The following is a 25,645-nucleotide window of genomic DNA, read 5'->3' as shown; positions in this document are numbered from 1 at the left end:
TTTGGAAATTAAATATAACTATATGGATTTTACAAAAAGACTTCTTTTAGGATTAGGTTTAGGTGTAGGCATTACTGCTTTTGCACAGGATTTAAGTAAAATCAGGCCGGTTCTTACCGGTGCGCCTTTCCTGAGAGTTGCTCCAGATGCACGTTCCGGAGGTATGGGTGACCAGGGTGTTGCCACCTCTCCTGATGTCTATTCTCAGTTCTGGAACGCGGCAAAATATCCTTTCTCAAGAAATTTATCGGGAGTGGGTGTTAATTACACACCTTATATGGGAAAACTGACCAATGATGTTTTCCTGCTCTACGGTTCCTATTACCGGTTTATTGGTGAGGAGGAAAGATCCACCATCGGTGCCAGTATCTATTATTTCAATATGGGTGAGGTAAACCTTACCAGGCTGGTAGATAACAACGCTGTTGCCGACGAAGGAACAGCTAAACCAAATGAATTTGCCATTGACGTATCCTACGCCCTGAGACTTGCAGATTCGTTCTCCGCGGCTGTTACCGGTAGATTTATTCGTTCCGACCTCTCCGGCGGATTCAACACAGACACGACACTGAAGCCTGCAAACTCGTTTGCGGTAGATATTTCTGGCTATTACACTACACCTCGTTTCTCCGGTCTTGGAGGAATGGATAATAAAGTCAATGCAGGTTTTGCCATCCAGAATTTAGGTCCTAAACTGGATTATACAGGTGATGAGGAATCAAGGACTTACCTGCCTACTATAGCAAGATTTGGTGCGGGTTACGATGTATACATTGATGATGTAAACCGGGTTGGAATCAGCGCGGAAGCTTCTAAACTTTTAGTGCCGGGTGCAGAGATTACAAGAATAGATCCACTTACCCAGCAACCCGTATATGAGGTTCCTAACGTAGGTGTGATGGAAGGCATTGGAAAATCTTTTAACAATCCAAAAAGTATCATGCTGTCCGGTGCACTGGAATATGCCTATGACAATGCTTTCTTCGTTCGCGGCGGTTACTTCCATGAAAGTGAAGAGCAAGGGGCAAGACAGTTCGCAACTGCGGGTATCGGTCTTAAATACAATGCTTTTGCACTGGATGTGTCTTATCTGATCAATATGTCTAAGTTGAATTCGGCGCTGGACAATACACTAAGGTTTGGTCTTACCTGGAATATTGGCGATGAATCAATGAATGCTACTGATTATTAATCGGAAAAATAAATTTTACTAAGACCTCCCAGTGAGGTCTTTTTTATTTGCTGAACGGCCGTCCGGTCACCTTTCCACACAATGAACTACACTTCTGAACTTCGAAAATTCATCACCAGTCAGTATCTTTACTCTGCAGTAAGGATTGCGTTGGCTATTGTGATTCCGAGTATGGTGTTGGCTTATTTTGGTTTGCTGAAAGAGTACTTCCTCTTCCCGCTGGGAACAAGTTTCGTAGGGCTCACCGATATGGCCGGACCGTTTATCCGCCGGCGTAACGCCCTGGCAGTTGCTGTCTGTACTTTTACTTTTGTAGCTGCATTAGGGATGGCTTCACACGGCCTGTTGCCCCTGGCCTACCTGGAAATCATTATCATCGGAATCTTTTTTTCAATGATTGGAGTTTACGGGCAGAGACTGGCCGCCGTGGGAGGTCTGACCCTGGTGGTTTTCTCCATTTTTATTGACGGCAACCTTTCCGGCGACCGGCCACTGAAAGATCTGCTTATCTTCACTGCCGGGTGCATTTGGTTTCTGCTTATATTTCTGGTGGTTTCCCGGCTGCAACCCTACAAGCTTGCCAGCCAGATGATCGGTGAAAACTATCTGCAACTTGCAGAATACCTTAAGATTAAAGCCAAATTTTATGGACAGGGAGCCCGGATAGACGACCTGTATCGTGAGGTGATAGCACATCAGGTGGTCATAAAGAACCTTCAGGAAGAAACGCGCGAAGTAGTGTTCAAGACACGGACCATAGTAAATGAAAGTACCACCACCAGCAGATTGCTGATGCTGATGTTCCTGAACTCGGTTGATCTCTTTGAGAAACTTTTTACCTCCGATCAGGACTACAGAAAAATTCACGAGAGTTTTGACGATGCTGAAATTCTGCAGGAAATACAGTCTTATCTGCTTTTATTGTCCGAAGAAATATCAAATATCGGAATCGCCCTGCAAGGCGGCGTAAAAAGCAGACCTCTGCATCCGTTTGTAACACAACTGGAAGAACTTCATGAAAAGTATTTTGATTTGCGGAACCGGGAACTCAATGCCGGCACCCTGGAAAGCTTCATGGCGCTGCGACTGATCCTGGCCAGGGTGAAAGACGTCAGCGAGGATGTTTCTGTAATCTACAAAGTATTTACGCAGGATCTCAGAAATGCCAAAAGTCTTTCCACCGGACTGGACTTTGATAAATTTGTTCCCAAACAGGAGCGGCTGAATATCGGGGTGCTGCTGAACAATCTGTCATTGAAATCAGCGCATTTCCGGCATGCGGTACGGATCACCTGTGCACTTTTACTTGGTTATACCATCGCCAAACTGAGCTTCCTGAACATTGGCCATTCTTACTGGATCCTGATTACAATCATAGCCATTATGAGACCGGCCTACAGCACTACCAAATACCGGAACCTACTTCGCCTGTACGGCACTGTGGCAGGTGCTGTGGCGGCGTACATCATCCTGATCTTTGTAACAAATGAGGCTATACTCCTAACTGTTCTTTTCACATCAATGATCCTTTGTTTTGCGCTGCTGAAGGAAAAATATGCCTGGGCTGTGTTCTTTATGACACTCTATATTTTCATCACCTTTAACTTCCTGAATCCGGGGAATGTAAACCTGCTATTTAAAGACCGTATCCTGGATACGCTCATTGCGGGTTTGATTGCGTTCCTTGTCTCCTATTTCGTACTGCCGGTGTGGGAACATACGCAGAATGTAGACCTGATGAAAAAATCTACGGCAGCAAATATCCGTTACTTCCAGACGGTCATCAACAAAATCAGGCAGGTAGGTGAGGTAAATGATGAAAACTACCGCCTGCAGCGCAAGGAAGCTATAATCAGTCTGGCCAACCTTTCGGATAATTTTCAGCGGATGCTCTCAGATCCTAAAAACAGACAGAAACAGCTTGAAAGCCTGCATCAGTTTGTGACTACGGCCCACCTGCTTACTGCCTATACCGCTTCTCTGGCACAATATAACAGTACAGATGACGGTTTTCCGGAAATTGATACGGAAACGTGGAAACTGAAGATTACCGGTGAACTGAACCGCATATTATCTTTACTGAATAATGATGAACAGGACGAAGACAGCATAGCCCACAGCAGGCTGAAGCCGCACGGCACGGTAGATGAACTGATTGAAAAAAGAAAATCTGAAATTTCCGAACATGAATTTTATGATAACCGTGATCCGAACCGTATAACACGCCTTACCGTGCTCAGCAGTATAAGTGAGATCCTGGAACTGATTTTTGATGTGGTTCATGAACAGCGCAAAGTAACCGAGCAATACAGCAGACTTCAGATTGAGTCCGCATCCTGAGCTTTATCCTAAAAGGGACTGGAGGTCAGAACTTTGTAATTCAGCATATGATCCTCCTCCACTACGGCGAAATAATAATCTTCCATCTTTATGACGCGCGCTGTATAGCAGTCTTCAAAATCTTCATCAAATACACGGCACTTTAAATTGGATAGCTGGTCCAGAATAAATGCTTCAACCTGATAGTGTTTCTTCAGTGACCAAAGCTTAGAAGGATGCAGTTTGTAGAGTGCCTCCTTCACGGCCCAGATTACGGTTAGGAGTTCCACTTCATCTTCCGTTTCGGTCCAGGAAAGTTCAGCATCATTCAAGAATTTGTGTTTTACCCTAACGATCTTGGGTTGGATTCGCTCCATATCAATCCCAACTCTCTTCTGCGAGATAGCAAGAGCAGCAAAAGGATAAGAATGACTGATGGAAATAAATGCATCCTTCGGAAAAAGATAGGGCTGGCCAATGGTTTTGTAAAGGATCTTATGGTCCGGTTTCAGCATCTTCAGCATCTGGCGGACCATCAGGTATTCAATGAGTTTTTTCGGATGATAATGCTCCACTTTAGCAAAATTCTCCGGCTCAATAAGTGCCTTGTGATCAAAAGCATCATCATCATTATATTTCCAGAAAAGGATGGAGGCATTTTTGTCGGTAAGATCCTGGTAAAATGGCATGGGCTGAAATTAGTTCCGGCAAATTTACGGAAAGCTTTCAGATGGTAAACCCGCGTAGCGACAAGTATAAAAACCCTGTTATATTTCTGGTAACAGGATTAATGTTGTAAGGGTGCATTTTAGTCTATTGCTTTATCGGCATACATAATGGAACGCTGATATAAAACCCTATTGTTAAGACCAGCTTGTGTGAACTGGCCGGAGTTTATCAGTAATTGATCTAATGTAATATCTTCTTGCGCAAAACAAAATGTTGCAAGAAATACGAATAAAGATTGTAAGATTTTCTTCATATTACAATGTGCTATAATTAATGTCAAATCTACCATCAGTAATTTCAATTATTTCATTTCCATTTTCTTCCTTTAATTTACCATCAAAGATTCCGGAACAGCCATTATTATCAAACCTGGTAACAACAATTTTGCCTGAATTTATGAAACTTCCATAGTTTTTCCATTCCCCTGTTGACGGACTTTTTGCATAACATTTCATATATGAGTTAAATGGCTGGTTATTATCATTGTAAAAATATGCATCATTCAAAGTGTACTCACCATTTCCGATTATAGAAAATTTGTACATATAAAGTTCCACTGTGAATAGATTTTTTACATCCTTGCCACGCTTTGCAGATAATTTGTTCGAATGATTTGGTGTTCCAATATAATATCCATAAAAATACATTGGTTTCTCAACAACTGTAGAACCAATTGCTGCATTTGGCAGAAAGACTACTCCGTTCAGTTTGCAGCCAAAGGTATTAGCCCCGGTTTGGGTGATGGGCGGCAAAGTGTTTTCTTCTGGAATGTCGTTTAAAGCGTTTCTGCCGCAACTTGCGGAAAAAATGGCAAGGATAGAAAGTAATATAAAATTTTTCATAATATTTTGTTTTTGAATTGTTTAAAGTTAGTAAGAATTAGTATCTCTTTGTATGATTGCGGTCATAAGATCCTCAACTGAGTGATAACACCAGAATGAACTGCGCGCAATAATATGAGAATCGCAAAGACGAAGGAGCCTTTTCTCCGGTAAGATCCTGGTAAAAAGGCATGTTTTGCGGTAAAGGAATTAGTTTGTAAATTTGCACAAATATTTTCAATAAGATGGAAACTACCACACAATACGTCCCTTATAAAGTTAAGGATATCTCATTAGCCGAATGGGGAAGAAAAGAAATAATGCTCGCCGAGGCTGAAATGCCGGGTCTTATGGCCATCCGTGAAGAGTACGGACCAAGCCAACCTTTGAAAGGTGCAAGGATCGCGGGTTGTCTGCACATGACCATCCAGACTGCTGTTCTTATAGAAACTTTGGTCGCTCTGGGTGCCGATGTAACCTGGTCTTCCTGTAATATATTCTCCACTCAGGATCACGCCGCTGCGGCCATCGCTGCTGCCGGAATCCCGGTATATGCCTGGAAAGGGATGAACGAAGAGGAATTCGACTGGTGTATTGAGCAGACTTTATTCTTCGGTGAAGACAGAAAACCTCTGAATATGATTCTTGATGACGGTGGCGACCTCACCAATATGGTTTTCGACCGTTATCCGGAACTAACGAAAGAAATCAAAGGTCTTTCTGAAGAAACTACGACAGGGGTACACCGTCTGTACGAAAGAATGGCCAACGGAACTCTTGTAATGCCGGCAATCAACGTAAATGACTCTGTTACAAAATCGAAATTTGACAATAAATACGGATGTCGTGAATCTGCAGTAGATGCGGTAAGAAGGGCTACCGACGTGATGCTTGCAGGTAAAAGAGTCATCGTATGCGGTTTTGGTGACGTAGGTAAAGGTACTGCGGCTTCCTTCAGAGGAGCCGGATCCATTGTTACCGTTACGGAAATTGACCCGATCTGCGCGCTTCAGGCTGCTATGGAAGGTTATGAGGTGAAGAAACTGGACAGCGTAATCGAAACTGCCGACATCATCATTACAACTACAGGTAACTTCAACATTGTTAGAGGCGAACACTTCAAAAAGATGAAGGACAAGACCATCGTTTGTAATATCGGTCACTTCGACAATGAAATAGACATGGCCTGGCTGAACGCAAATTACGGCGATACCAAAAACGAGATCAAGCCTCAGGTAGATCTTTACAATATTGACGGAAAAGACATCATCATCCTGGCAGAAGGCCGTTTGGTAAACCTGGGTTGCGCCACGGGACACCCGAGTTTCGTAATGTCCAACTCATTCTCTAACCAGACTTTGGCACAAATTGAGCTTTGGACCAATTCTGCAGCATATAAAAATGAAGTTTATACACTTCCAAAGAAACTGGATGAGAAAGTAGCTATGCTTCACCTGAAAAAAATTGGGGTGGAACTGGAAACACTTTCTGAAGAGCAGGCAAAATACATCGGCGTAGAGGTTGAAGGGCCTTATAAGCCTGAATATTACAGATACTAAACTTGTTTTTTCAAACAGTCACAGACTCTCCGGAAATCGGAGAGTTTTTTTTATATTTGAACAAACCAACTTTGCCATGAATAAAATTTTCCTCCTGCTGATTTCGCTCTTTGTTTCAAGTTCCTGTACGGTTTACGGCGTAACCGATGATTACCGAAAATTATCTGAAGAACAGCAACAGAAGGTAGTGCCGCTGGTCGCATTTACAGAAACCGATAACAATCATATTTATAAAGTAAACGGAAAGCAACTCAGGGAGGAAATTCAGAAACATCCGCGTGCTTTGGTTTACACCTTTACGAATGGGTGTAAATCGGAATACTGTTTACCCATGTCCACGTATGAAAAGTACGCCCGGGACAACGGTTATCAGCTGTTTTTGGTGATGCAGGGTTTTGGAAACCTCAATGAAACTGTGCAACAGCGTTCGCCAGTTTTCACAGCACCGCTTTACGCCATGGATGCAGATTATTACAATTCCAAATTTTCCTGGAATTTCAGCAAATACTTTGAAAATGACCTCCGCGCGCAACCACGCAAAACTAAGAACGAGTGGGCCGGCAGCCTCTATTTTTTTGAAAACGGCGAGCTCGTTAAGGTAGCGCGAGGGCTTTAATCAGTAAACTCCGGAATTAACCAGGTCCATGAGTTTTTCATATTTCTCGCCAAGCCTGCGCTTTAAACGCTGACGCGATTTTTTTACAGCATCCTGTGTAATTCCCAGAAGCCCGGAGATTTCAGCCGGCCCGAATCCCAGTTTCTGCAGCAGGATGATACGGAGATTCGCAGCTGTTAAATCGGGAAACTCCGTTTTCAGGATTTCATAGAACTCCGGATACTCCTTCCTGAACTGCTTCCTGAAGTTCTGCCAGTTTTCCTCAGTCATCAGGTGCGACTGTAACATTTGTTCCAGTTTGCCTTCCTCCTCTTCCAGCTGAGCTGCCTCAGACCGCCGGATTTTTTCCATCTCCGCATTCAGTTGTGCAATATGTTCCTTCTTATTTTTCAGATACTCAATCTGATCCTGCACAGTCTGCCTGGTTTCATTTAGCCTGCGTTCATAGGTTTCCTTTTCGCGACTGAGTTTACGGATCATTGCACTATACCTTTGCTTTCGCCGCCCCTCTTTCCTTTTTAGCCGCATCAGATAAAGTCCCACCAGCACAAATCCCACCGCTGCTGCGACACCCACGGCTAGTAGAAGCCGGTCTCTTCCCCGAATTTTTTCATCAGCTTGAGCCATTTTTTGACGGAAAAGCGCTTTCTGAGTTATAAGATTGGCCCTGCTCAGTGGCTGCTCCCCATCCTTCAGGCGTAATGAATCTTCTAAACTACTGAGCTCCTTCCGTAGTCTCTGCAATTCACTTTCCCTGTTCATTATCTGATACAGATCTATCTTTATCTCGGCAATCTGCTTACGGGAATTCAGGAAATGGGGCCGGCTGACCGCTATCTTAAGGGCTTGGTTCAGCGCCTGCTCCGATGCCTGTATATGACCAGCCTTCATCAGCACCCGACCTAACGCAATTTGTGCAAACATGGTATTCTGTGCCGCTCTCAACTGTTTCGAGATTTCTATATCTTTCTGAAGAAGGAAAACGGCCTCTTTATAATCACCCTTTTCTTCGCTGATAAGTGCCAGATTTCCGAGCGTTTTGGCATACCGAAGTAAGTCATTAACTTCTTTCGCAGAGTCGTGTGCGCTCCTAAAATAATTCTCTGCCTGGCCGAACTTGCCCGAGAGATAATGGTATTGTCCGATATTGTCAAGAATTTCAGCGTATTGTGCCGAATTTTCGGTGGTATGGTGCTGTGCTCTCTTTAACATGACTATGGCTTCATCATAATCGCCAATAGTTCCTAAATAATATCCTATTGTTTTATAAGTCCAGCACGGATCAATTAACTCCCGCGCACTGCGTTTTTCGGTGGCATCAAGTCCTTTCAGAAAGAAGGGAAGTGCTCGGGTCATTTCACGGTAGCGATACAGATATTCGGCATAGCTCATTTCTGCCCAAAGCAGCAGTGCAGCATCACCTGATGTTGTGGCATTATTTATAGAGTTTTTATAATGGAAGTTGCTTTTTGCATTTATCCGGTCCAGTGTATTAGCATATCCTTTTGCCAACAGTGTTTCTGCAATAATGCGGTGTGCTGAAGATTCCTGCTGCCATATCTTTCTCAAAGCTGCCGTATCTCTAATCAGATGCTCTGCTGTGCGTATGCTGTTTTCATATTCCTGTATGCGAGCAGAACTGTAAACCGGCCCGGACATTGCCAGTGTGAACTGAGAGCAAAAAAGCAGAATAAAAATATACCGTAGCGTCATTAAATCATTTAAAACTTCGTGAAAAGCATCTAAGGGAAATGTAAAATGAACAATTTACAAAAATCCGCGACGCTTTACAAAATTCACTGCACCCTTTTTTATTATGCAGGCAACAATTTCCCCTCAGACTAACTGTCTTTGATTCAGTTGTATCTTTAAGCGCTTACATACAAAGAACAGCCGGCGAAGGGATTCAACAGATATAAAACTGAATATCAGATCTTTAAAAACATCAGACGAATTGTCCCCCTTTTGTCCCCTCATTAAATTTTTATCTGAATGTTCATAATATTAATTTAGCAAAGTAAAGCAGGACATCTAAATATTATCCATTAACCATGAAAACACAAATGATGGGAAAAAGTCCTGCTGCATCAGTCTCCGGAACCGCTTCCGGAGATTTTTTTTGGTCTGGAATAATGCGCGGATTTTTCCTCACTACATAAAAGAGTACAAATGCAGCTGAAAGATTTTGTAACTTCAAGAGGTGAAATCCCTGTTGATACTTTTGGTTTTAACCCTTTCCTACGTACGTGCGCAGGACGGTTTACTGCTGGATCAGAATACGAAGAAGGAAACCATTTCATTTCAACTAATCAATAATCTCATTTTTATTCCGATTACTGTAAACGGAGTGGAGCTTACCTTCCTCCTGGACACCGGAGTGGCGGAAACACTGCTTTTCAGTGTGGGTGACAGCGAGCTCGTGCTGCAGGATACTGAACGAGTAAAATTTTCAGGACTGGGTGGTGCACTTGAAATTGAAGGTTTGAAATCAGTAAATAATAAAGTGCAGATCGGCAGTACTTTCGCGGACAGCAATCATACCATTTTTGTTATTCTGGATGAAGAGTTTAACTTCTCCTCACATGTCGGTATTCCTGTGAACGGCATTATAGGCTATCCCTTTTTCCGTAACCATCAGGTCAAAATTGATTATCAGGCAAAAAAAATTACCGTTTACCGGAAACACAGCAACTATAAAATTCCCAGAAAATCATTTGCGGAGCTGGACATTACGATTGAAAGTAATAAGCCTTATGTCATGGCGGGAGTGGAACAGGTAGCTTTTCGGCAGGATTCCAAACTGTTGCTGGACCTGGGAAACAGTGATCCACTTTGGCTTTTTCCCGAAGTAATTGACGGATTCCAGTACAACCGCCCAAATATTGACGATTTCCTGGGCCGCGGATTTAATGGAGATATTTATGGTAAAAGGAGTCGCATCCATCGGTTGTATCTGGACAGATTCACTTTTGAAAAACCCCTGGCCGCGCATCCTGATGCTGAGTCTGTGCGGCATCTTACCTTGGTGCCGGGCAGAAAAGGCTCAATTGGCAATGACCTGCTGAGGCGTTTTACCCTTATTTTTGATTATCCCATGAATAAGCTCTACTTAAAGAAAAACCGCTATTATGATGATCCCTTTCACCTGAATATGAGTGGTCTGGAAGTGAAACATGACGGCATGACCTGGAGCCAGGAACTCGTTAAAGTGGAGAATCCCTCGCCGCGCCATTCTGAAACCGCCGGCGGATATGCTGCTGCCACCAATGAATTCCGCTATAAGTTTAGCCTGAAACCGGAATATTCGGTAGCGGGAATCCGTGCAGGATCGCCCGCATCACGTGCAGGCTTAAGGAAGGGTGACAAACTCATGAAACTGAACAACAGAAATACAGCGGAGATGAAACTGGATCACATTATGCAGCTGTTAAAGTCTGAACCGGGCAAAAAAATTACAGTTGAGATTATCAGAAAAGATAAATTCCATAAATTCACTTTTTTCCTGGAAGACCCTGTACCTTACACCGATATACAATGAATACTGAAGAAACAACCATGGACCGTATGAGGTCCAGACCCCGGTTTAAAATGTATACTTCCCTAAGTCCTGAAGAGTACTCGCAAAACCTGAAAGCATATCTTAAGAAGCACGGTAAGTACTTTGCAGGCAACATCAATCCGCAAACGGCTGTCATTACGGTAATAACAGAGTATGACCACTACTGGAAACCTAACCTTGCACTGCGTACCGAACTGGAGGATGGCAGGACAGCAGTCAGAGGCATCTTTGGTCCAAGTGCAGCAGTCTGGACATTCTTTATGTTTCTGTATTTCCTGTTTGGAATACTATGGATGGTATTCATCACCTTGTGGTTTGTAGGCGAAAAAATTAAGATTGATGACTACACATGGGCACTTCCGGTGTCATTTGTAACTCTGGCACTCATCATACTCACCTATCTGGCGTCGTTATGGGGTCAGAAAAAAGCAGCTCACGAAATGAAGCTGCTCAGGAAATTCGCCATCAGTTCTACCCTGCCACATGAAGCAGCGGAAACTACGCCCGCGGAGTAATCTTATTATCCTTTTTTACTGCTGATAACGATTTGTTGCGTAATAATTTGGCCTGCTCCTGCTCTCTGAGAATTTCTGTGAGATGAGGCAGGAAGACGCGGTTCAGGTCAGCTTCAGAAATTTCGTTGGCTGCCGGATCTGACGGCAGTTTAAGCCAGGGACGGCTTTTGAAATCGGAATCGCCAAAGACGATTACAGGCGTACCTTTGGCAGCTAAGGTTTGCCCTCCGTCCTTAAGGATCCAGGTGTCTGCCCAGGAATACATCCATTTGGCATCTTCCTCCAGCAGTCTGAGACATGAATGCGACGCATGGTGGCCCGGAAGGTCATATTGGTGCCAGCCTATGCCCAGGGTATTATGAATATTAAAGTTCCAGCGTAAAATCCATTCAGAATTTGAAGTGGAAATCGCTTCTTCCTTTTTCCAGTTGGCAAACATGAGTCCTTTTTTAGTAGGTGTGGCTTTTTTACCCATACTGCTCGGCCCCCATTTAATTAGACTGCCACCTTCATAGAGTGCGTAAGCATGCATCGCATAAGAGAAAAAAACCATCTTGTCCACCTGTTTCAATGAATCAAGCGTTTTCGGAAAGGGGGAATACTGAAGGAAATCATCCGCAAATTTGTCCGGAATTATCAGTGAATCTGCCCTCCAGCTGTTCTTTTTATCAAGTCGGTTCAAAGCCAAAACCGTATATTGTTCACTGTCGCTGAATTTCTCTTTAAAAACCGCCATTGCGGAATCTTTCTTATTTTTCGGAAACAGAAAATACGTATATTTCACACGCTCTGCCTCACGGCGGAGTGAATCTTCAATTTTCTGCTGCTGCTGCTGCTGCTGCTGCTTCTTTAAAGCCTGGTCCTCCCGGGCAGGCATAGTTTCACTTTTTGTACAGTTTATAAGGTTCATCATCACAAACCCTGCTAATAGGGCCGTACCCTCCTTCCGCACTATTTCCTTCATATTGGTCATCTTTGCGCTCACATTTCCAAGAATAATACCAAATTTAGCACATTTACGATTTAAAAAAAATAACGGGTTCATTTACACTTATTTCAGTTTAGGCCGAATTACCGTAAATTTACGACTATGAAACGCAATGTACTCTTGATTTATACGGGTGGAACCATAGGAATGGAAAAAAACTATGAAACCGGAGCGCTCGTTCCGTTTAATTTTTCAAATATCTTCAGTAAAATCCCGGAAATGAGCCTTATTGAATGTGAGATCTCAGTAAAGGCTTTCAGTAAGCCAATCGATTCCTCTGACCTGGGCCCGGAGGAATGGAAAAAAGTGGCCGGGTATATTCAGGAAAATTATGAGAGCTATGACGGATTCCTGATCCTTCACGGGACGGATACCATGTCCTATACCGCCTCAGCTTTAAGTTTCATGCTGAAAGGACTGAGAAAACCGGTTATCCTTACAGGTTCCCAGCTCCCAATTGGCGATCTGCGTACCGATGCAAAAGAAAATCTGCTCACCGGCCTCTATTACGCGAGCCTCTACGAAAACGGGGAAGCCGTTATTCAGGAGGTGGCCATTTATTTTGAATATAAACTGCTGCGCGGGAACCGCACCTTAAAATATTCAGCTGAATACTTTGACGCCTATCAAAGTCCAAATTATCCTATGCTGGGACAATCCGGTGTACATCTGAAGGTAGATAAGGATGCTCTATACCGCAGCCCGGCTGAACTTCCCTTTTCTGCAGATATGCATATCTCCCGTGAAGTACTGTTCTGGCGAATTTTTCCGGGCATGACACTGGAGTATTTTACTGAGATACCGAAAATGAAGGTGCTGATCTTACAGGTCTTTGGCAGCGGTACCATTTTCAGCAGTGCCAAAACTGAACGCACACTGCGTAAAATTAGGGAGAACGGGACAGAGATTGTGGTTGTTACACAGTGTATCTCGGGAGGTATAAGTTTCGGGAAATACGAGAACAGTAATATCTTTAACAGGATAGGAGCCATAAGTGGACAAGATATGACCGCTGAAAGTGCAATTACGAAGGCAATGCACCTGCTGGACAATCCCAATTACTCCGGGTCGTTTTCCGAAAACTTTACCAAATGTTTGAGTGGTGAATTCAGCGAAGTAACAAACTAATCAGATATCTCTGGCAACGTGTGGGTTGCAAGCAAGCACAAACATACTGCAAGTTTGAATAACGGTCATCAGGCAGTTTATGCAGATTTTTTATAGTGTTAAACAATGTTAAGACGCGGTCCTGTGGCACCGTAATTGGATTTTAGGTAGCACAACAAAATATTAACATTTAAAATTTTACTATTATGGAAAATCAACCATTCAGACCAGAATTCAGAAACGATTATGTATCCAGAGTGTTCAGAACCAGAGAGGAGGCCGACAGAGCTTATGAAGATCTTCACGGAAGAGGGTACAGCAAGGATGATGTAAATGTGCTGATGTCTGATAAAACACGTGATACTTACTTTACCAACTCTGACCGCGATACTGCTCTCGGCGACAAAGTTGCAGACAACGCAGGAACAGGATCACTGATCGGCGGCGGAATTGGCGCGGTAGTAGGCGCAGTAGCTGCGATTGGTTCCAACGTACTTCTTCCAGGTCTTGGACTTGTTGTAGCAGGTCCGTTGGCTGCAGGTCTTGCTGGTGCCGGTGCCGGTGCAGCAACCGGTGGTCTTGTAGGTGCCCTTACAGGTGCAGGTGTTCCTGAAGATGAGGCCGCTCGTTACGAGTCTGAAATTAAGGATGGCGGTATCTACATGGGCTATAAGCCAAGAAATGAAGAAGATGCACGCTATACATACGACCGCTGGTATAACGATGATACAGAAGCAAGACTGTAACATTACCTTAAATATTTTCAAAAAAGCCTGTACATTTTGTACGGGCTGTTTTTTAATAAATTAATGAGCAAAAAAAATCCTGCCGTATAATACGGCAGGATGCTTACTGCAGAGAGGAAGGGATTCGAACCCTCGATACAGTTACCCGTATACTAGCTTTCCAGGCTAGCTCCTTCAACCACTCGGACACCTCTCTTAATGGTGGGCAAAAATAGGATTAATTTAGATATAAACAAAATTATTATTGTGTAAATCTTTTTAAATCTACTTCCACCGGAATATCTGTCCCCAACTCGATATGTCTGTACAGGATTTCTGAAAAATAATTTCCATTGAGTATACCACGGGCACCCAAACCATTGAACACGAACAAATTTTTATAATCAGGATGAACACCTAAAATAGGACGTCTGTCCCTCACAGTCGGCCGAAACCCGAAATTCACTTCAGCGACCTCAAAATCACGAGGGTAAAGAAGTCTCAGACCAGCTTTTAACTCCTCTACAGCAGACGGGTCAATTCCCTGATCCAACCGGTGACGGTCATAAGTTCCGCCATAATAATATTTACCGTTACTCAGCGGGAAAAGAAAATGCTTTTTCTTTAACGTTGAGGAAAGGTTCAGATCAGAAGCTAAGTTTACTTTTAAATGATGTCCTTTATTAGGCAGCACAGGAATACTGCTGAAGAAGGGATTATTGAGTACAGCCATCCCTTCACAAAAAACAGCTGTGCCATATTCCAGGTTTCCATACTTGCGGGATACTGGATCAAGGAGATTATAGTTAAAGGATTCCTTAAACAGGACTCCCTGTTTATAAAGAAAATCTGAAAGTGAAGTAAAGAATTTCTGTACATCAAGCCGCCCGGACTGCATCACCGTACCTACGCCATATTCATTATTTACCCCATCTAACCTGGTGATTTGCGGAGAAAGAAATGGACTTAGGCTTTCCGTGTTTCTTTTCTTTTCCCAGAGCGACTTTTCATTATCATCATGAAAGATCCGGCGTACGGGTTCATCCACATAGTAAATCTCACCCGTATAGGATTCCATTTCAGATAACGTCTTCTTTAAACTGTCAATCTGCTCCTGCGCCAGCCAAAAACTGGTGAATTTCTTGAGTACAACAGGGTTCACGACACCCGCCGACACATGTGAGGCACCGGACAAGCTGCTCCCGAACATCATGAAACTTTTACCGGCCATAATAAGCTGATGCGCGAAAAACATCCCGGCATAACCGTTACCAACTATAATATAATCTACTTTCTGCATAAAAAAAACCTGAGTAAAGATACTCAGGTTTATATTGATTTGAAAGTGCTTTCTTAATAATGCCACATTTCGTTTTCCATTGCAAGGATCTGACCTTTGATACGGTTGCTCTCCTCGATCTGTTCTTCAGCATTTCTTGGAATATAATCCCTAATCGTACCCTCACCCAAACCATTAGATGATTTATAAATCACAGAAGAGAATCTTCTTGCGTTCATCAGGTCATCGAAACTTAAGTCAGCAGCGGTATTCTTCTTGTTGAAAACCATATTGTTGGCAAGTACTTTACGGGCATCAGGATAATAGATCCAAAACAGGTCGATATAGGCATCATCACCACCGATAGGCTGTCCGTCCGGACCAAGCTGACCAGCAGTTGCCGGATCAGGACCCATAGCGGCAATACCAAGAGGTCTGTACTTCATCTGGCTGTCTCTTTTGTCTATAAACCACATACCCATCACTTTCAGAAGCTGTACCTTATCAGAAGTGGTACGTATTCTGTCCGTATATCTTTCAATTTCCTCCTGAGTCGGAGTTCTGCCGGAGTTGTAAATATCGATAAGGGCATCATCTACTCTTGTAGACTCAAGTCTCTTAAGGATACCTTCAGGTGAAAGCTTGGTAAGGAAATCTTCCTCCTCATACACTTCAGTGATCTGGCCGGATAAAGCTGCATCCAGCAAAACCTGATACATGGACTTGGTCTGATTGCTGAAACCAATTTCAGTATTATAGTAGAAAGGCTGGTTTACCTTGTCGTTTAGGTCTATGATTTCCCAAACATACACACTTTTCAAAATATCCTTTTCATCTACATAACCATAGGATAGCGGGGTTATTTCAGCGGAAACAATACTGTCTCCTACGATGCGCATATTATCGTCCCGGAGTTTTCTGAATTCTTCCGGCGATTTAGCATTAAGAATAGTCTGGGCAAATGCAAACCCTGAAACTACTACTAAAAAACTGCTAATATATTTTTTCATGTTAATGAATTTAATACAATTTAAAAATTTTACTGAACATTGATTACAACCGGGGTGATATTCTTCAACCTTTGGTTACCCAATCCGCTGGCCGTAGCTTCGATATCGAAGATCCAGGCAGCATCTCCGGAACGCAGGGTCTTAGTAATACCTTCAACAGACTGAAGACTGTTTCCTGTAATATAAGTTGCGGCACGTCCTGCTACTTTGAACTTGAAACCTGTCACGGTAAATGTAACCGGGAAGTCGAAGTCCGGAATAGTCGCCGTAACCAACTGCTTGCTGATTGATGATGCAGGCATACTAACCACATTCTTATCCCTGATCTGACCCTGAGCTGCAGGTACACCTTTCACCCGGAAATCAAATGTTTTGGACTGTGTGCCTCTTGGACCGGTACCGGAAACAGTCAACTTGATTGTTGTACCTGTAGTTGGTGTAACAATCCACTTTCCTGCTCCTGCACTCTTCACATTGGCACCAGGTGCTGATAGAGAAAGTCTGGAATTGTCCACACCCAGGATCGCTCCTGAAATCGGGTTTTCAAGTCCACGGTAGAGAACGTTCATCTTATCGGCAGATATTGTTGCGCCGGTTTCAAACTGAACTTCCTTCTGTCCCGCAATTACGTTGTATGTATGGGTGTAAGGAATAGTCACAGGTTCACCGTTCGCCATTTGTACCGTAATGGTACCTCCAATTTTTCTTTCACCAAGCCCACCGGTGTTCAAACCGATAATCCCCTTACCATTCTCCGTTCTGTTAACACCGGAAATACGGATCTTGTCACTGTTGGAGTAAGATGCAAGATAAACAGTAGCTTCAGCTTTAGTGCCCTGTACTACATCGGTAGGTGCTTTTACAATCGCGTCATACTGGTTGAATTTAATACTCGCATCCACTTTTTCCTGCAGCATAAGAGCCAAGGCGTCCGACTGAACATTACGTGCATCATTCTGAATGATTTCCAGATTGGAGATTGCAGCGATAAGCGGCTGGTTGTAGAATTTAGACTGCAACCAAGTTTTATCCTCAAGTTTGCTATCTTTTGGGTATTCGGTTCTCAATGATTTATTTGCACGGTCTACTAAAGACTTCATATTGGCGTTATTACCAAATGTCTGTGTGATGTAATTACGCACATCATCCATCTTCTGCTTAAGAACGTTCGCGTTGTTAGACGGAACAGTCTCATCACCATCATTAAAGAAATACTGAGTTGTAGCTGTATTGTTATTAAGGGCAGTAAAGTTCTCACTGATATCAATAGGCTGATTGGTTTCAGGATGGAATTCAAAAAATTCGGAATCCTTCTTTACTTTATCTTTCACCTGATCAACATGAGCGACAAGATCATCAATCTTACCTTTCAGCACCTTGTACTGCTCCCAGGGCTGTGCATAGGTATCGGGAACCGCAGCCGCTTTGGCTTCAAGAGTTACCTCAAAGATTTCAGTATTCTTGGTCTCAGTAAGCTGGCGTGTATCGCGCAGTGACTGAGTGGACTCATAATAGGATCTGATGATCTCCGCATCAATATTTAACGCCATCATCGCGATGAACACTAAATACATCAGGTTAATCATTTTCTGACGTGGAGTCTGTTTTCCTTGTGCCATTTTCTCTTTCGTTATTTAAATATAAGTTAAAATGTACCGGAAATTAGGACTTCATTGCAGTAAGCATACCTCCGTAAACTCTATTAAGGTTGTTCAGATTAGAAGTTAGACCGTGTAGTTCTTCGTTAAACTTAGCAGAATGCTCAGCTGATTTCTCAAGATCCGCTACATATCTTCTGTTGTATTCAGCCTGCTTCTGACCCTCTTCCAACTGCATAGCATAAAGCTGGTTCATACTTTCCATGTGTGAAGCTGCTCTGTTCAGCTGCTCATTATATTTGTGTGTAGAAGCAGAAACGTCAACAGTCTGGTTAATCTGGTCTACAGAGTTGGAAAACTTATCGATACCTGCTCTAAGTCTCTCAAAAAGACCTACGTCCAGTCGGGCCTCTTCCAGCATTTTGTCAAGCTTGCTGCTCAGTGAATTTTCCATATCCAGCATCATTTGCTGCTTGTTACCTAATTCTACATTGGCATGAAGCGGGTTTGGCTTGGCGTGCTTGTCCAGCAACTCCGGATATACATTTTCCCAGGCATAGCTTTCCTCAGACTTAGGTGGGTCAAAGGCAAAAATTACGAAGATAATAGCCTCAGTTACAAGACCAACCGTAAGGGCAACATTTCCCGTGATGGGTCCTAAGCTAAGGTGGGTAATTTTTAGCCAGGCACCTAAAATTACAATAGCGGCACCAAATGAATAGACAAAGTTATATATACCGTCCTTTGTTCCGAAAACTCTTCCGATCATTATTTTACTTTTTTAATATTAGAAATCAATTAGTTATTAGTTCGTTCTTCTCTTAGGCTTTACTGCAGATTCCGGAATATCCTGTACAGTTCTGAAACCGATATAGCTTCTTGCCGAATCTTTTCTTTCCCAATCTCTGGCACCCACCATCAGCATGGCACCTATGTCTTTCCAGGATCCGCCACGTACTGATTTTCTTGTATCCGCAGTTCCTTTTGTAGTTGGATTAAGTGTATTGGCAAATCCGTAAGATGAGTTACTGAAGTCGGACTCTGTCCATTCTGAAACATTACCGGCCATATCAAACAGTCCGTAACCGTTCTTTCTGAATTTTTTAACCGGTGCAGTATAAGTATAAGTTCCCAGTTTATCATCTTCAATATAACTACCTCTTTTCGGTTTGAAGTTTGCAAGATAGCAAGCCCTGTCGTCCATCAGGTATGGACCTCCCCATGGGAAAGGCGCATTCTCCAGGCCTCCTCTTGCGGCATATTCCCATTCCTGTTCGGTTGGCAAACGGAATCTAAGAGGTCTTTGCTTCTTTCTCTTAAGACTTTCGTTGTAATCACTTTTCAGTTTAGAACGGAAATCACAGTAAGCTCTTGCCTGATCCCAGGTTACACCTACTACAGGATAATCCTTGTAGGAGTTGTGCCAGAAATACTGCTCGAACAGTGGTTCATTATAAGAGTAATGGAAATCCCTAACCCACACCGTAGTATCTGGGTAAATAGCAAGGCTTTCTCTCTTCAGGAAGTTAGCTCCTCTTGCATTTTCAGCAATCGCTGTATTATGGTCTTCCCAAACATAAGAATATCTCAGTTTGGAAGCATCAATCACCCTTTGGTTCCCAACTCTCTGGGAAGCCGGCAAGTACATGGATTCCAAAACTTCAGCATATTCCACATCCGGATATTTTGCAGTACTCCAGTGCAAAGGAATGCTCCAGTCCAACTTTCTGTTGGCATCATAACCGGACTCGTCGCGGCCACCCTGAGATTCCTGCCATTCCTGATAAGGAGTCATTTCTTCATCTTCCTGATAAGCTTGGTATGCGTAATCTCCGATACTCTCGCCTCTACCGCTGCCATCACCACCTTCACCAGCTGCCTCAGCCAATAAAGTTCTCGCGATGGAATCACGTACATAATTAATGAATACGCGGTATTCCGCATTTGTTGTTTCTGCCTCATCCATAAAGAAGGAAGATACAGTAACGGTTCTAAGTTGTGCTTTTTCAGGTTGGTTGGTCATATCCTGATCTGCAAGACCTACAACAAAGGATCCGGAGGGAATAGAAACCATTCCGTAAGGTCTTTGTGCAACAAAACTTCTTGATCTTTCCTTTGGTATCAATTCTCCTTTTGTTCCCGGTTTACCTGCGGAGCTACCTCCGCCTGAACAAGATACCGTTGCAGATACTGCTGACGCTGATAATAATAAAAGAAATATCCTTTTCATGTTAATTTTTATAATTAAGCCGTAAATATATAATTTTTTTAAGAAACTTTTAAGATTTTTTTTGAAAAACGAAAAAAATCTTAGAATATTTTGTTTGCACCAATTTTATTCGACAGTTACCGATTTTGCGAGGTTTCTGGGCTGGTCTACATTGGCACCCCTGTAAACAGCCACATAGTAGGCCAGCAGCTGGAGCGGGATTGCAGCAACTATTGGCGAGAAGCATTCCGAGGTTTCAGGAATCTCGATCACATAATCTGCCATAGCAGCTACCTGCTCATCTCCCTTGTTTACAACCGCAATAACCTTCCCTTTACGCGCTTTAATTTCCTGCACGTTGCTTACCAGCTTGTCATAATGTCCTTTCTTTGGAGCTATAATAACAATCGGCATGTTTTCATCTATAAGCGCGATGGGACCGTGCTTCATTTCGGCGGCAGGATAACCTTCTGCATGGATATAGGATATTTCCTTCAGCTTAAGTGCACCTTCAAGCGCCGACGGGAAATTATATCCACGACCAAGATACAGGAAGTTCTGCGTCTGTACAAAATCTTTAGCAATCTCCTTAGTAATATCGTGAGTACTTTGCAGGGCTTCCTCAATCTTTTTCGGCAGCAAATCCAGTTCAGTGATCAGACTCATAAACTCAGAATTGCTGAGTGCCCCGTTGTGCTTACCCAGTTTAAGAGCGATTAACGAAAGTACGGTAAGCTGCGCAGTAAATGCTTTTGTGGAAGCCACGCCAATCTCCGGACCTGCATGTGTATAGGAACCGGCATCGGTAATACGGGCAATTGATGAATCCACAACATTACAAATCCCATAGATAAAGGCTCCTTTTTCTTTTGCGAGTTTCAGAGCAGCCATTGTATCTGCAGTTTCACCCGACTGAGAAATGGCAATTACCACATCTTTCTCTGTAATGATCGGGTTACGGTATCTGAATTCAGATGCATATTCTACCTCCACATTCACCCTGGCGAACTCCTCAATCAAGTATTCCCCAATCAAACCTGCATGCCATGATGTACCGCAAGCGATAATAATAATTCTGCCTGCATTGTTAAATCTTTCAAGATGGTCAAAGATACCGGCCATTTTTATAATACCTTCTTCCACCAGCAGCCTGCCGCGCATGGTGTCATGAACAGATTTTGGCTGCTCAAAAATTTCCTTCAGCATAAAATGCTCGTAACCACCCTTCTCAATCTGCTCCAAACTTAGCTTAAGCTCCTGAATGGCAGGTACTATTTTAACATTATCTGTAATGGACCGGATATCAACACCGTTCTCAAGGGAAATTGTAGCCATATGGCCTTCCTCCAGATAAATGGCTTCTTTGGTAAATTCAACAAACGGAGAGGCATCTGAAGCAATGAAGTACTCCTTATCACCAAGACCAATTGCCAGAGGAGAACCGAGACGGCCTACAACCAGGACACCCGGAAAATCATCATGCATTACCGTAATGGCATACGCACCGTACACCTCGTTCAGTGCATAACGCACTGCGGTTGGGAAATCGATGGCAGGATCCACATCCATAAAATACTGGATAAGGTTTACGAGAACTTCGGTATCTGTTTCAGAATGGAAAACAAATCCTTTGTCCGTAAGCATGGTTTTGATGGTATCATAGTTTTCTATGATCCCGTTATGAACCAATGCGATCTTGCCGTTATTGGACAAATGAGGATGGCTGTTTCGGTCGCTGGGCACTCCATGTGTAGCCCAACGGGTATGGCCCATGCCAATGGTAGCTGTACCTCTAAGGTTTTCTGAGACGGCCACCAGATCATCAACCTTGCCTTTTGTCTTGGCCATCTTAAAAGTTGAATCTCCGTCCAGCACGATGCCTGCACTGTCATACCCTCTGTATTCAAGCCTCCGCAAACCGTTGATTACTACAGAATAAGCGTCCTGAAATCCTGTATATCCTACAATTCCACACATAGTTATAAGTTTTTTTTTATTATTTGGTTCCGTAAATTACTTTGAGCTGAATCCTGTTGGCACGTGAAGCATCTGTTCCCACAAGTACTACCCTGTTCGGAACAAAAGAGCGCGTGTCTGCACGGTAACCCAGCAGCTGGTTGGTGTCACTGGATTTAAAGGCACCCACGTTTACCACAAAATCTTTATTTGCCGCCTCACTTTCCACGATGTCTTTTAAGGACTTGGTTACCGTGAATTCATAATAAGCCGGATTTTTCTTAAGGTCAAAAGCGCTCACAAGGCTGAAGTTAGGTACAGCGGAGAGTGCGCTGAGCTCAGGCAGGAATCCTGTAGCATCTTTCTGCAGAAATACAAAGGCCGAAGGTTTGTCGTAGTTGCCGTTCCAAATGGTCTCATCTGTATATACTCGGATTTTCGCACCCATGATTCCGATTTTGTCTTTACTGAATTTCTCTTTCAGAACTGCGATTTCCGAATCCGGGATCCTGAAGCCGAAACCGGGACCACCCATTCCCTGCACAAAAAGTCTGGAATCGCCGGTTAGAGAATTGCTGGATGCCAGCACCGCGCTCACAGGTGCATCAGTACGGTTGAAGGTGTATTGCCCAAAACGGACATTAGGATCGCCAAGGGTGAATTTTTTCGTGAGTTGCGGACGTGTTGTAGTACCATTCTCCACTTTGTCATATTTGTAATATAAAACGATCTCAGCATTGGTTGGTGTGAACCTGAAGATATAACCGTCATTTTCATCTACTGAAATTCTAACGCCCCTGAAATATCTTATGAAACTTGCCGCATCTTTCAGGTCTGCCGATCCTTCTGCGTCAACAATTTTCTGCTGAAAAAAAGAAGCGCTTAAAGGTATCCTTAGACTTGCATCGTTGCTCCATAGGTTGCTGTTGTCAGAATCTTTGGTAATTACCGTAGAACTGATTCTTCCTTTAAAAGCCTTAGAGCCAAGTTCGGCACCCAAAGCCACCGCTCTGTTAGAAAAAGTCATTTGCTCTGCTCCACCAAGGAAGTCCGCCACTTCATGAACACGAAGAGTTAAGTCCCTGTTGTGCTTGCCATATTTTAATACCGGATAAGAAGTAACCACTTTCTTGGCAGGGATGTTCTCTTCTGAATACAGATAATTCTCGTCTGTAGTTACAGACGATGAATCCGAGGCGAACAGGGGCTTGATGACCAGTACAGCAGAATCCACCACCGCATTGTCTCCAAACACCGGATTGTACTCCATGGGTCTGACCTGAGATACATAAGCAGCCTTCTGTGTGCCAAATGCAGCTTCCGAGAAAGCACCCAGCGGCGCCAGACTCAGTTCGGACGCATCGGTGCGTATGGTGTCATTATTATTAATGTTATAGGCAATCACATCAAAGTTCTCCTCATTCAGCTGTGCTCCGGAGAAGAGCTGCTCGCCCAGGTTATCTGCTTCGGGTTCACAGCTATATAAAAAAACACTTCCGAATGCAATTACAGAAGCGATTTTTGTAATGTTTTTAATAGTACTTATCATCAATTCAGGTTTAGTATATATTTTCAATGGACTGCGAATCCAGGTATTCAGATTTTTCGGTTTTAGTATCGGCGAACGCCTGGTTAAGGTCTGCATCCAGAAACTCATCCCCTTTGATCACCATATCTACATATTTAAGGCTCTCTACCACAACGTCCCTGAATGCAGGTGCCTCCAATTTATCAAAGTCGGAGATACTGTCAAACTTCAGTTTTTCGGCAAGATTGTTTTCAAGCGGTAAATTCTCCTCATTATAAAGGGACATTACTATCCTGGTATCTTTGAAATAATTATCGTTTTTGTAGTAGGTCTTCAGGTAGATCGGAATCATAGAAGACATCCAGCCATTAAGGTGAATAACATCCGGTACCCAATTAAGTTTTTTAATAGTCTCAATTACACCGCGGGCAAAGAAGATCGCACGTTCGCCGTTGTCCTCGTAATTCTGTCCATCCTCATCCTTATAGAAGGTCTTCCGTTTAAAATATTCTTCATTGTCGATGAAATACACCTGCAGTCTTTCACCCGGCAGGGAAGCCACCTTGATGATGAGCGGCTGGTCGAGGTCGTTTATAATGATATTCATACCGGACAGCCGGATTACTTCATGAAGCTGAAATTTTCTTTCGCTGATAATTCCAAACCTGGGCATAAAGACCCGTACATCATTTCCGGCACCATGCATCTTAAGCGCCATCTTGCTGGCCATAGCCGCTATATTGCTATCTTCCTGATAAGGAGACATTTCGGTCGTAATGTACAAAATTTTCTGATTGGGCATAATTTTTTTTCGTATGTGCCTTGAGTAGTTTCAAAACACGTTATTCTGCAAATTTACAAATTTCTGAGTTAAAACATTTTTATTAACACATATTAATACTGTTCCGGCCTTATAATTAAGGCAGATTCAATTTTGCAGTACAGACATCCTCAATTTCCAATTATTTTATATTTTTACCTCCAGACTAAAAACTATGGAAATATTCAGAAACAGATCACAGCTTACTGCTTATGTAGAAAGAAACCGGGAGATGGGAAAAGTAGTTGGATTTGCGCCTACTATGGGTGCGCTTCATGACGGACATATTTCGCTGTATGCGGCAGCAGCCGAAGAAAACGATCTGGTGATCTCTTCCATATTTGTAAATCCTACACAGTTCAATAACAGTGAGGACCTTATAAAGTATCCGCGCACCGTTGAGGCAGACATTAAGAAACTCGAAAATTCGGGGTTTGTTCACGCGGTTTACCTGCCGGAAGCAGAGGATATATATCCCGGCGGCGTAGTAAGTAAACATTATTCCTTTGAGGGTCTTGAGGACCAGATGGAGGGCGCTTCACGGCCGGGACATTTTGACGGTGTTGGTACCGTGGTGGAAGAGCTCCTGCGGCAGGTACAGCCCGATAATGCCTACTTTGGAGAAAAAGATTATCAGCAGCTGGCAATCGTAAAGAAACTGGTAAAGCTGAAAAACCTGCCGGTAACAATAAAAGGCATACCCACACAAAGACATGAGAGCGGCCTCGCCATGAGTTCGCGTAACACCAGGCTAACAGAAGCGCAGCGCGACGCAGCCAAAATCATTTATGAAACCCTTCTTAAGGTGAAAGACTGGTTCCGGGTGGTAAGTGTAAGCGAAATAAACAGCCGGGTAACTGACATTTTTAACAGTACTCCGGGCATGGTGATGGAATATTTTATGATTGCGGATGAAGAAACACTGAGGGAAACAGATTTCTTTTACAGGGACCGTTCCTACCGTGCGTTCATCGTTGTTTTTGTAGGGAATGTACGCTTAATAGACAATATGCATCTGGATTAAATCAAGTACCAAAATATCAAAAGCCTCCCGTTAGGAAGGCTTTTGAACACCAAATCACAAAATATTAATATGAAAAAAATTTACTTTGCAG

The 25,645-nt window shown here is 43.2% G+C and carries 21 protein-coding genes and 1 tRNA gene; 9 read left to right on the top strand and 13 right to left on the bottom strand.

Going from position 1 to position 25,645, the window contains the following annotated elements; translation table 11 throughout:
• Positions 1–22: 22 nt before the first annotated feature.
• Positions 23–1,192 carry a type IX secretion system outer membrane channel protein PorV gene (gene porV, locus F7R58_RS03390; protein WP_158063548.1) on the top strand — a complete coding sequence of 390 codons (1,170 nt, stop codon included), beginning with the start codon at positions 23–25 and terminating at the stop codon, positions 1,190–1,192.
• Positions 1,193–1,273: 81 nt separating this feature from the next.
• Positions 1,274–3,532, top strand: a complete 2,259-nt coding sequence (locus tag F7R58_RS03385) for an FUSC family protein (RefSeq protein ID WP_158063547.1) — start codon at positions 1,274–1,276, stop codon at positions 3,530–3,532.
• Positions 3,533–3,540: 8 nt separating this feature from the next.
• On the opposite strand, the gene F7R58_RS03380 is transcribed toward F7R58_RS03385, so the two are convergent.
• Positions 3,541–4,200 (bottom strand): 4'-phosphopantetheinyl transferase family protein, encoded by a 660-nt coding sequence (locus F7R58_RS03380; RefSeq protein WP_158063546.1) that lies wholly within the window; start codon positions 4,198–4,200, stop codon positions 3,541–3,543.
• Between the two features lie 294 nt (positions 4,201–4,494).
• Entirely contained in the window at positions 4,495–5,082 is a 588-nt protein-coding gene (locus F7R58_RS03375; RefSeq protein ID WP_158063545.1) for a hypothetical protein, read from the bottom strand.
• 224 nt (positions 5,083–5,306) lie between these two features.
• Between F7R58_RS03375 and ahcY the strand changes: the two genes are divergently transcribed.
• On the top strand, positions 5,307–6,620 hold the full coding sequence (gene ahcY, locus F7R58_RS03370; protein ID WP_158063544.1) for an adenosylhomocysteinase: 1,314 nt from the start codon (positions 5,307–5,309) through the stop codon (positions 6,618–6,620).
• A gap of 76 nt (positions 6,621–6,696) precedes the next feature.
• Positions 6,697–7,236 (top strand): hypothetical protein, encoded by a 540-nt coding sequence (locus F7R58_RS03365; protein WP_158063543.1) that lies wholly within the window; start codon positions 6,697–6,699, stop codon positions 7,234–7,236.
• Here F7R58_RS03365 and F7R58_RS03360 read toward each other — a convergent pair whose 3' ends face one another.
• On the bottom strand, positions 7,237–8,949 hold the full coding sequence (locus F7R58_RS03360) for a tetratricopeptide repeat protein (RefSeq protein WP_158063542.1): 1,713 nt from the start codon (positions 8,947–8,949) through the stop codon (positions 7,237–7,239).
• A 508-nt stretch (positions 8,950–9,457) separates the two neighbouring features.
• Here F7R58_RS03360 and F7R58_RS03355 point away from each other — a divergent pair.
• Both F7R58_RS03355 and F7R58_RS03350 read left to right on the top strand, forming a co-directional pair.
• Positions 9,458–10,774 carry a PDZ domain-containing protein gene (locus F7R58_RS03355; RefSeq protein WP_229723835.1) on the top strand — a complete coding sequence of 439 codons (1,317 nt, stop codon included), beginning with the start codon at positions 9,458–9,460 and terminating at the stop codon, positions 10,772–10,774.
• Complete coding sequence (locus F7R58_RS03350) at positions 10,771–11,310, top strand: hypothetical protein (RefSeq protein ID WP_158063540.1); 540 nt, start codon at positions 10,771–10,773, stop codon at positions 11,308–11,310. Before F7R58_RS03355 ends, F7R58_RS03350 begins: the two co-directional genes overlap by 4 nt.
• Here the strand turns inward: F7R58_RS03350 and F7R58_RS03345 are convergent.
• Positions 11,294–12,274 (bottom strand): L,D-transpeptidase, encoded by a 981-nt coding sequence (locus tag F7R58_RS03345; RefSeq protein WP_187695255.1) that lies wholly within the window; start codon positions 12,272–12,274, stop codon positions 11,294–11,296. The two genes, F7R58_RS03350 and F7R58_RS03345, sit on opposite strands and share 17 nt — an antisense overlap.
• 126 nt (positions 12,275–12,400) lie before the next feature.
• On the opposite strand from F7R58_RS03345, the gene F7R58_RS03340 reads away from it, so the two are divergent.
• Together F7R58_RS03340 and F7R58_RS03335 are read left to right on the top strand one after the other, a co-directional pair.
• Positions 12,401–13,426: an asparaginase gene (locus tag F7R58_RS03340; RefSeq protein WP_158063538.1), complete on the top strand. Its 1,026-nt coding sequence runs from the start codon at positions 12,401–12,403 to the stop codon at positions 13,424–13,426.
• A gap of 185 nt (positions 13,427–13,611) precedes the next feature.
• Entirely contained in the window at positions 13,612–14,151 is a 540-nt protein-coding gene (locus F7R58_RS03335) for a hypothetical protein (protein ID WP_158063537.1), read from the top strand.
• A 109-nt stretch (positions 14,152–14,260) separates the two neighbouring features.
• Here the strand turns inward: F7R58_RS03335 and F7R58_RS03330 are convergent.
• From F7R58_RS03330 to F7R58_RS03290, 9 genes are all read right to left on the bottom strand, one after another.
• Positions 14,261–14,347 (bottom strand) — tRNA-Ser (locus tag F7R58_RS03330).
• Positions 14,348–14,392: 45 nt separating this feature from the next.
• The gene (locus F7R58_RS03325) at positions 14,393–15,430 is read right to left on the bottom strand and encodes an NAD(P)/FAD-dependent oxidoreductase (protein ID WP_158063536.1); all 1,038 of its coding nucleotides are present in this window, start codon (positions 15,428–15,430) and stop codon (positions 14,393–14,395) included.
• 53 nt (positions 15,431–15,483) lie between these two features.
• Positions 15,484–16,419: a gliding motility protein GldN gene (gene gldN, locus F7R58_RS03320; RefSeq protein ID WP_158063535.1), complete on the bottom strand. Its 936-nt coding sequence runs from the start codon at positions 16,417–16,419 to the stop codon at positions 15,484–15,486.
• A gap of 29 nt (positions 16,420–16,448) precedes the next feature.
• On the bottom strand, positions 16,449–18,038 hold the full coding sequence (gene gldM / locus F7R58_RS03315; protein WP_158063534.1) for a gliding motility protein GldM: 1,590 nt from the start codon (positions 18,036–18,038) through the stop codon (positions 16,449–16,451).
• 43 nt (positions 18,039–18,081) lie between these two features.
• Entirely contained in the window at positions 18,082–18,786 is a 705-nt protein-coding gene (gene gldL, locus F7R58_RS03310) for a gliding motility protein GldL (RefSeq protein ID WP_158063533.1), read from the bottom strand.
• A gap of 36 nt (positions 18,787–18,822) precedes the next feature.
• Positions 18,823–20,247 (bottom strand): gliding motility lipoprotein GldK, encoded by a 1,425-nt coding sequence (gene gldK / locus F7R58_RS03305; RefSeq protein WP_158063532.1) that lies wholly within the window; start codon positions 20,245–20,247, stop codon positions 18,823–18,825.
• A gap of 105 nt (positions 20,248–20,352) precedes the next feature.
• Complete coding sequence (glmS, locus tag F7R58_RS03300) at positions 20,353–22,203, bottom strand: glutamine--fructose-6-phosphate transaminase (isomerizing) (protein WP_158063531.1); 1,851 nt, start codon at positions 22,201–22,203, stop codon at positions 20,353–20,355.
• A gap of 19 nt (positions 22,204–22,222) precedes the next feature.
• On the bottom strand, positions 22,223–23,731 hold the full coding sequence (locus tag F7R58_RS03295; RefSeq protein ID WP_158063530.1) for a DUF4270 family protein: 1,509 nt from the start codon (positions 23,729–23,731) through the stop codon (positions 22,223–22,225).
• A 10-nt stretch (positions 23,732–23,741) separates the two neighbouring features.
• Positions 23,742–24,512 (bottom strand): glycogen/starch synthase, encoded by a 771-nt coding sequence (locus F7R58_RS03290; RefSeq protein WP_158063529.1) that lies wholly within the window; start codon positions 24,510–24,512, stop codon positions 23,742–23,744.
• 193 nt (positions 24,513–24,705) lie between these two features.
• Between F7R58_RS03290 and panC the strand changes: the two genes are divergently transcribed.
• On the top strand, positions 24,706–25,554 hold the full coding sequence (panC, locus tag F7R58_RS03285; protein ID WP_158063528.1) for a pantoate--beta-alanine ligase: 849 nt from the start codon (positions 24,706–24,708) through the stop codon (positions 25,552–25,554).
• Positions 25,555–25,645: the final 91 nt, after the last annotated feature.

It is taken from the genome of Chryseobacterium sp., from assembly GCF_008831505.1.
Lineage (GTDB): Bacteria > Bacteroidota > Bacteroidia > Flavobacteriales > Weeksellaceae > Marnyiella.
The sequence above is the reverse complement of the archived record's forward strand: the minus strand, read 5'-3'. Positions and strand labels throughout refer to the sequence as shown.

Bases quoted from the DNA above. Each gene is read 5' to 3' on its own strand.
- porV (WP_158063548.1), top strand. From the start codon at position 23: ATGGATTTTACAAAAAGACTTCTTTTAGGATTAGGTTTAGGTGTAGGC.
- F7R58_RS03385 (WP_158063547.1), top strand. From the start codon at position 1,274: ATGAACTACACTTCTGAACTTCGAAAATTCATCACCAGTCAGTATCTT.
- F7R58_RS03380 (WP_158063546.1), bottom strand. From the start codon at position 4,200: ATGCCATTTTACCAGGATCTTACCGACAAAAATGCCTCCATCCTTTTC.
- F7R58_RS03375 (WP_158063545.1), bottom strand. From the start codon at position 5,082: ATGAAAAATTTTATATTACTTTCTATCCTTGCCATTTTTTCCGCAAGT.
- ahcY (WP_158063544.1), top strand. From the start codon at position 5,307: ATGGAAACTACCACACAATACGTCCCTTATAAAGTTAAGGATATCTCA.
- F7R58_RS03365 (WP_158063543.1), top strand. From the start codon at position 6,697: ATGAATAAAATTTTCCTCCTGCTGATTTCGCTCTTTGTTTCAAGTTCC.
- F7R58_RS03360 (WP_158063542.1), bottom strand. From the start codon at position 8,949: ATGACGCTACGGTATATTTTTATTCTGCTTTTTTGCTCTCAGTTCACA.
- F7R58_RS03350 (WP_158063540.1), top strand. From the start codon at position 10,771: ATGAATACTGAAGAAACAACCATGGACCGTATGAGGTCCAGACCCCGG.
- F7R58_RS03345 (WP_187695255.1), bottom strand. From the start codon at position 12,274: ATGAAGGAAATAGTGCGGAAGGAGGGTACGGCCCTATTAGCAGGGTTT.
- F7R58_RS03340 (WP_158063538.1), top strand. From the start codon at position 12,401: ATGAAACGCAATGTACTCTTGATTTATACGGGTGGAACCATAGGAATG.
- F7R58_RS03335 (WP_158063537.1), top strand. From the start codon at position 13,612: ATGGAAAATCAACCATTCAGACCAGAATTCAGAAACGATTATGTATCC.
- F7R58_RS03325 (WP_158063536.1), bottom strand. From the start codon at position 15,430: ATGCAGAAAGTAGATTATATTATAGTTGGTAACGGTTATGCCGGGATG.
- gldN (WP_158063535.1), bottom strand. From the start codon at position 16,419: ATGAAAAAATATATTAGCAGTTTTTTAGTAGTAGTTTCAGGGTTTGCA.
- gldM (WP_158063534.1), bottom strand. From the start codon at position 18,038: ATGGCACAAGGAAAACAGACTCCACGTCAGAAAATGATTAACCTGATG.
- gldL (WP_158063533.1), bottom strand. From the start codon at position 18,786: ATGATCGGAAGAGTTTTCGGAACAAAGGACGGTATATATAACTTTGTC.
- gldK (WP_158063532.1), bottom strand. From the start codon at position 20,247: ATGAAAAGGATATTTCTTTTATTATTATCAGCGTCAGCAGTATCTGCA.
- glmS (WP_158063531.1), bottom strand. From the start codon at position 22,203: ATGTGTGGAATTGTAGGATATACAGGATTTCAGGACGCTTATTCTGTA.
- F7R58_RS03295 (WP_158063530.1), bottom strand. From the start codon at position 23,731: ATGATAAGTACTATTAAAAACATTACAAAAATCGCTTCTGTAATTGCA.
- F7R58_RS03290 (WP_158063529.1), bottom strand. From the start codon at position 24,512: ATGCCCAATCAGAAAATTTTGTACATTACGACCGAAATGTCTCCTTAT.
- panC (WP_158063528.1), top strand. From the start codon at position 24,706: ATGGAAATATTCAGAAACAGATCACAGCTTACTGCTTATGTAGAAAGA.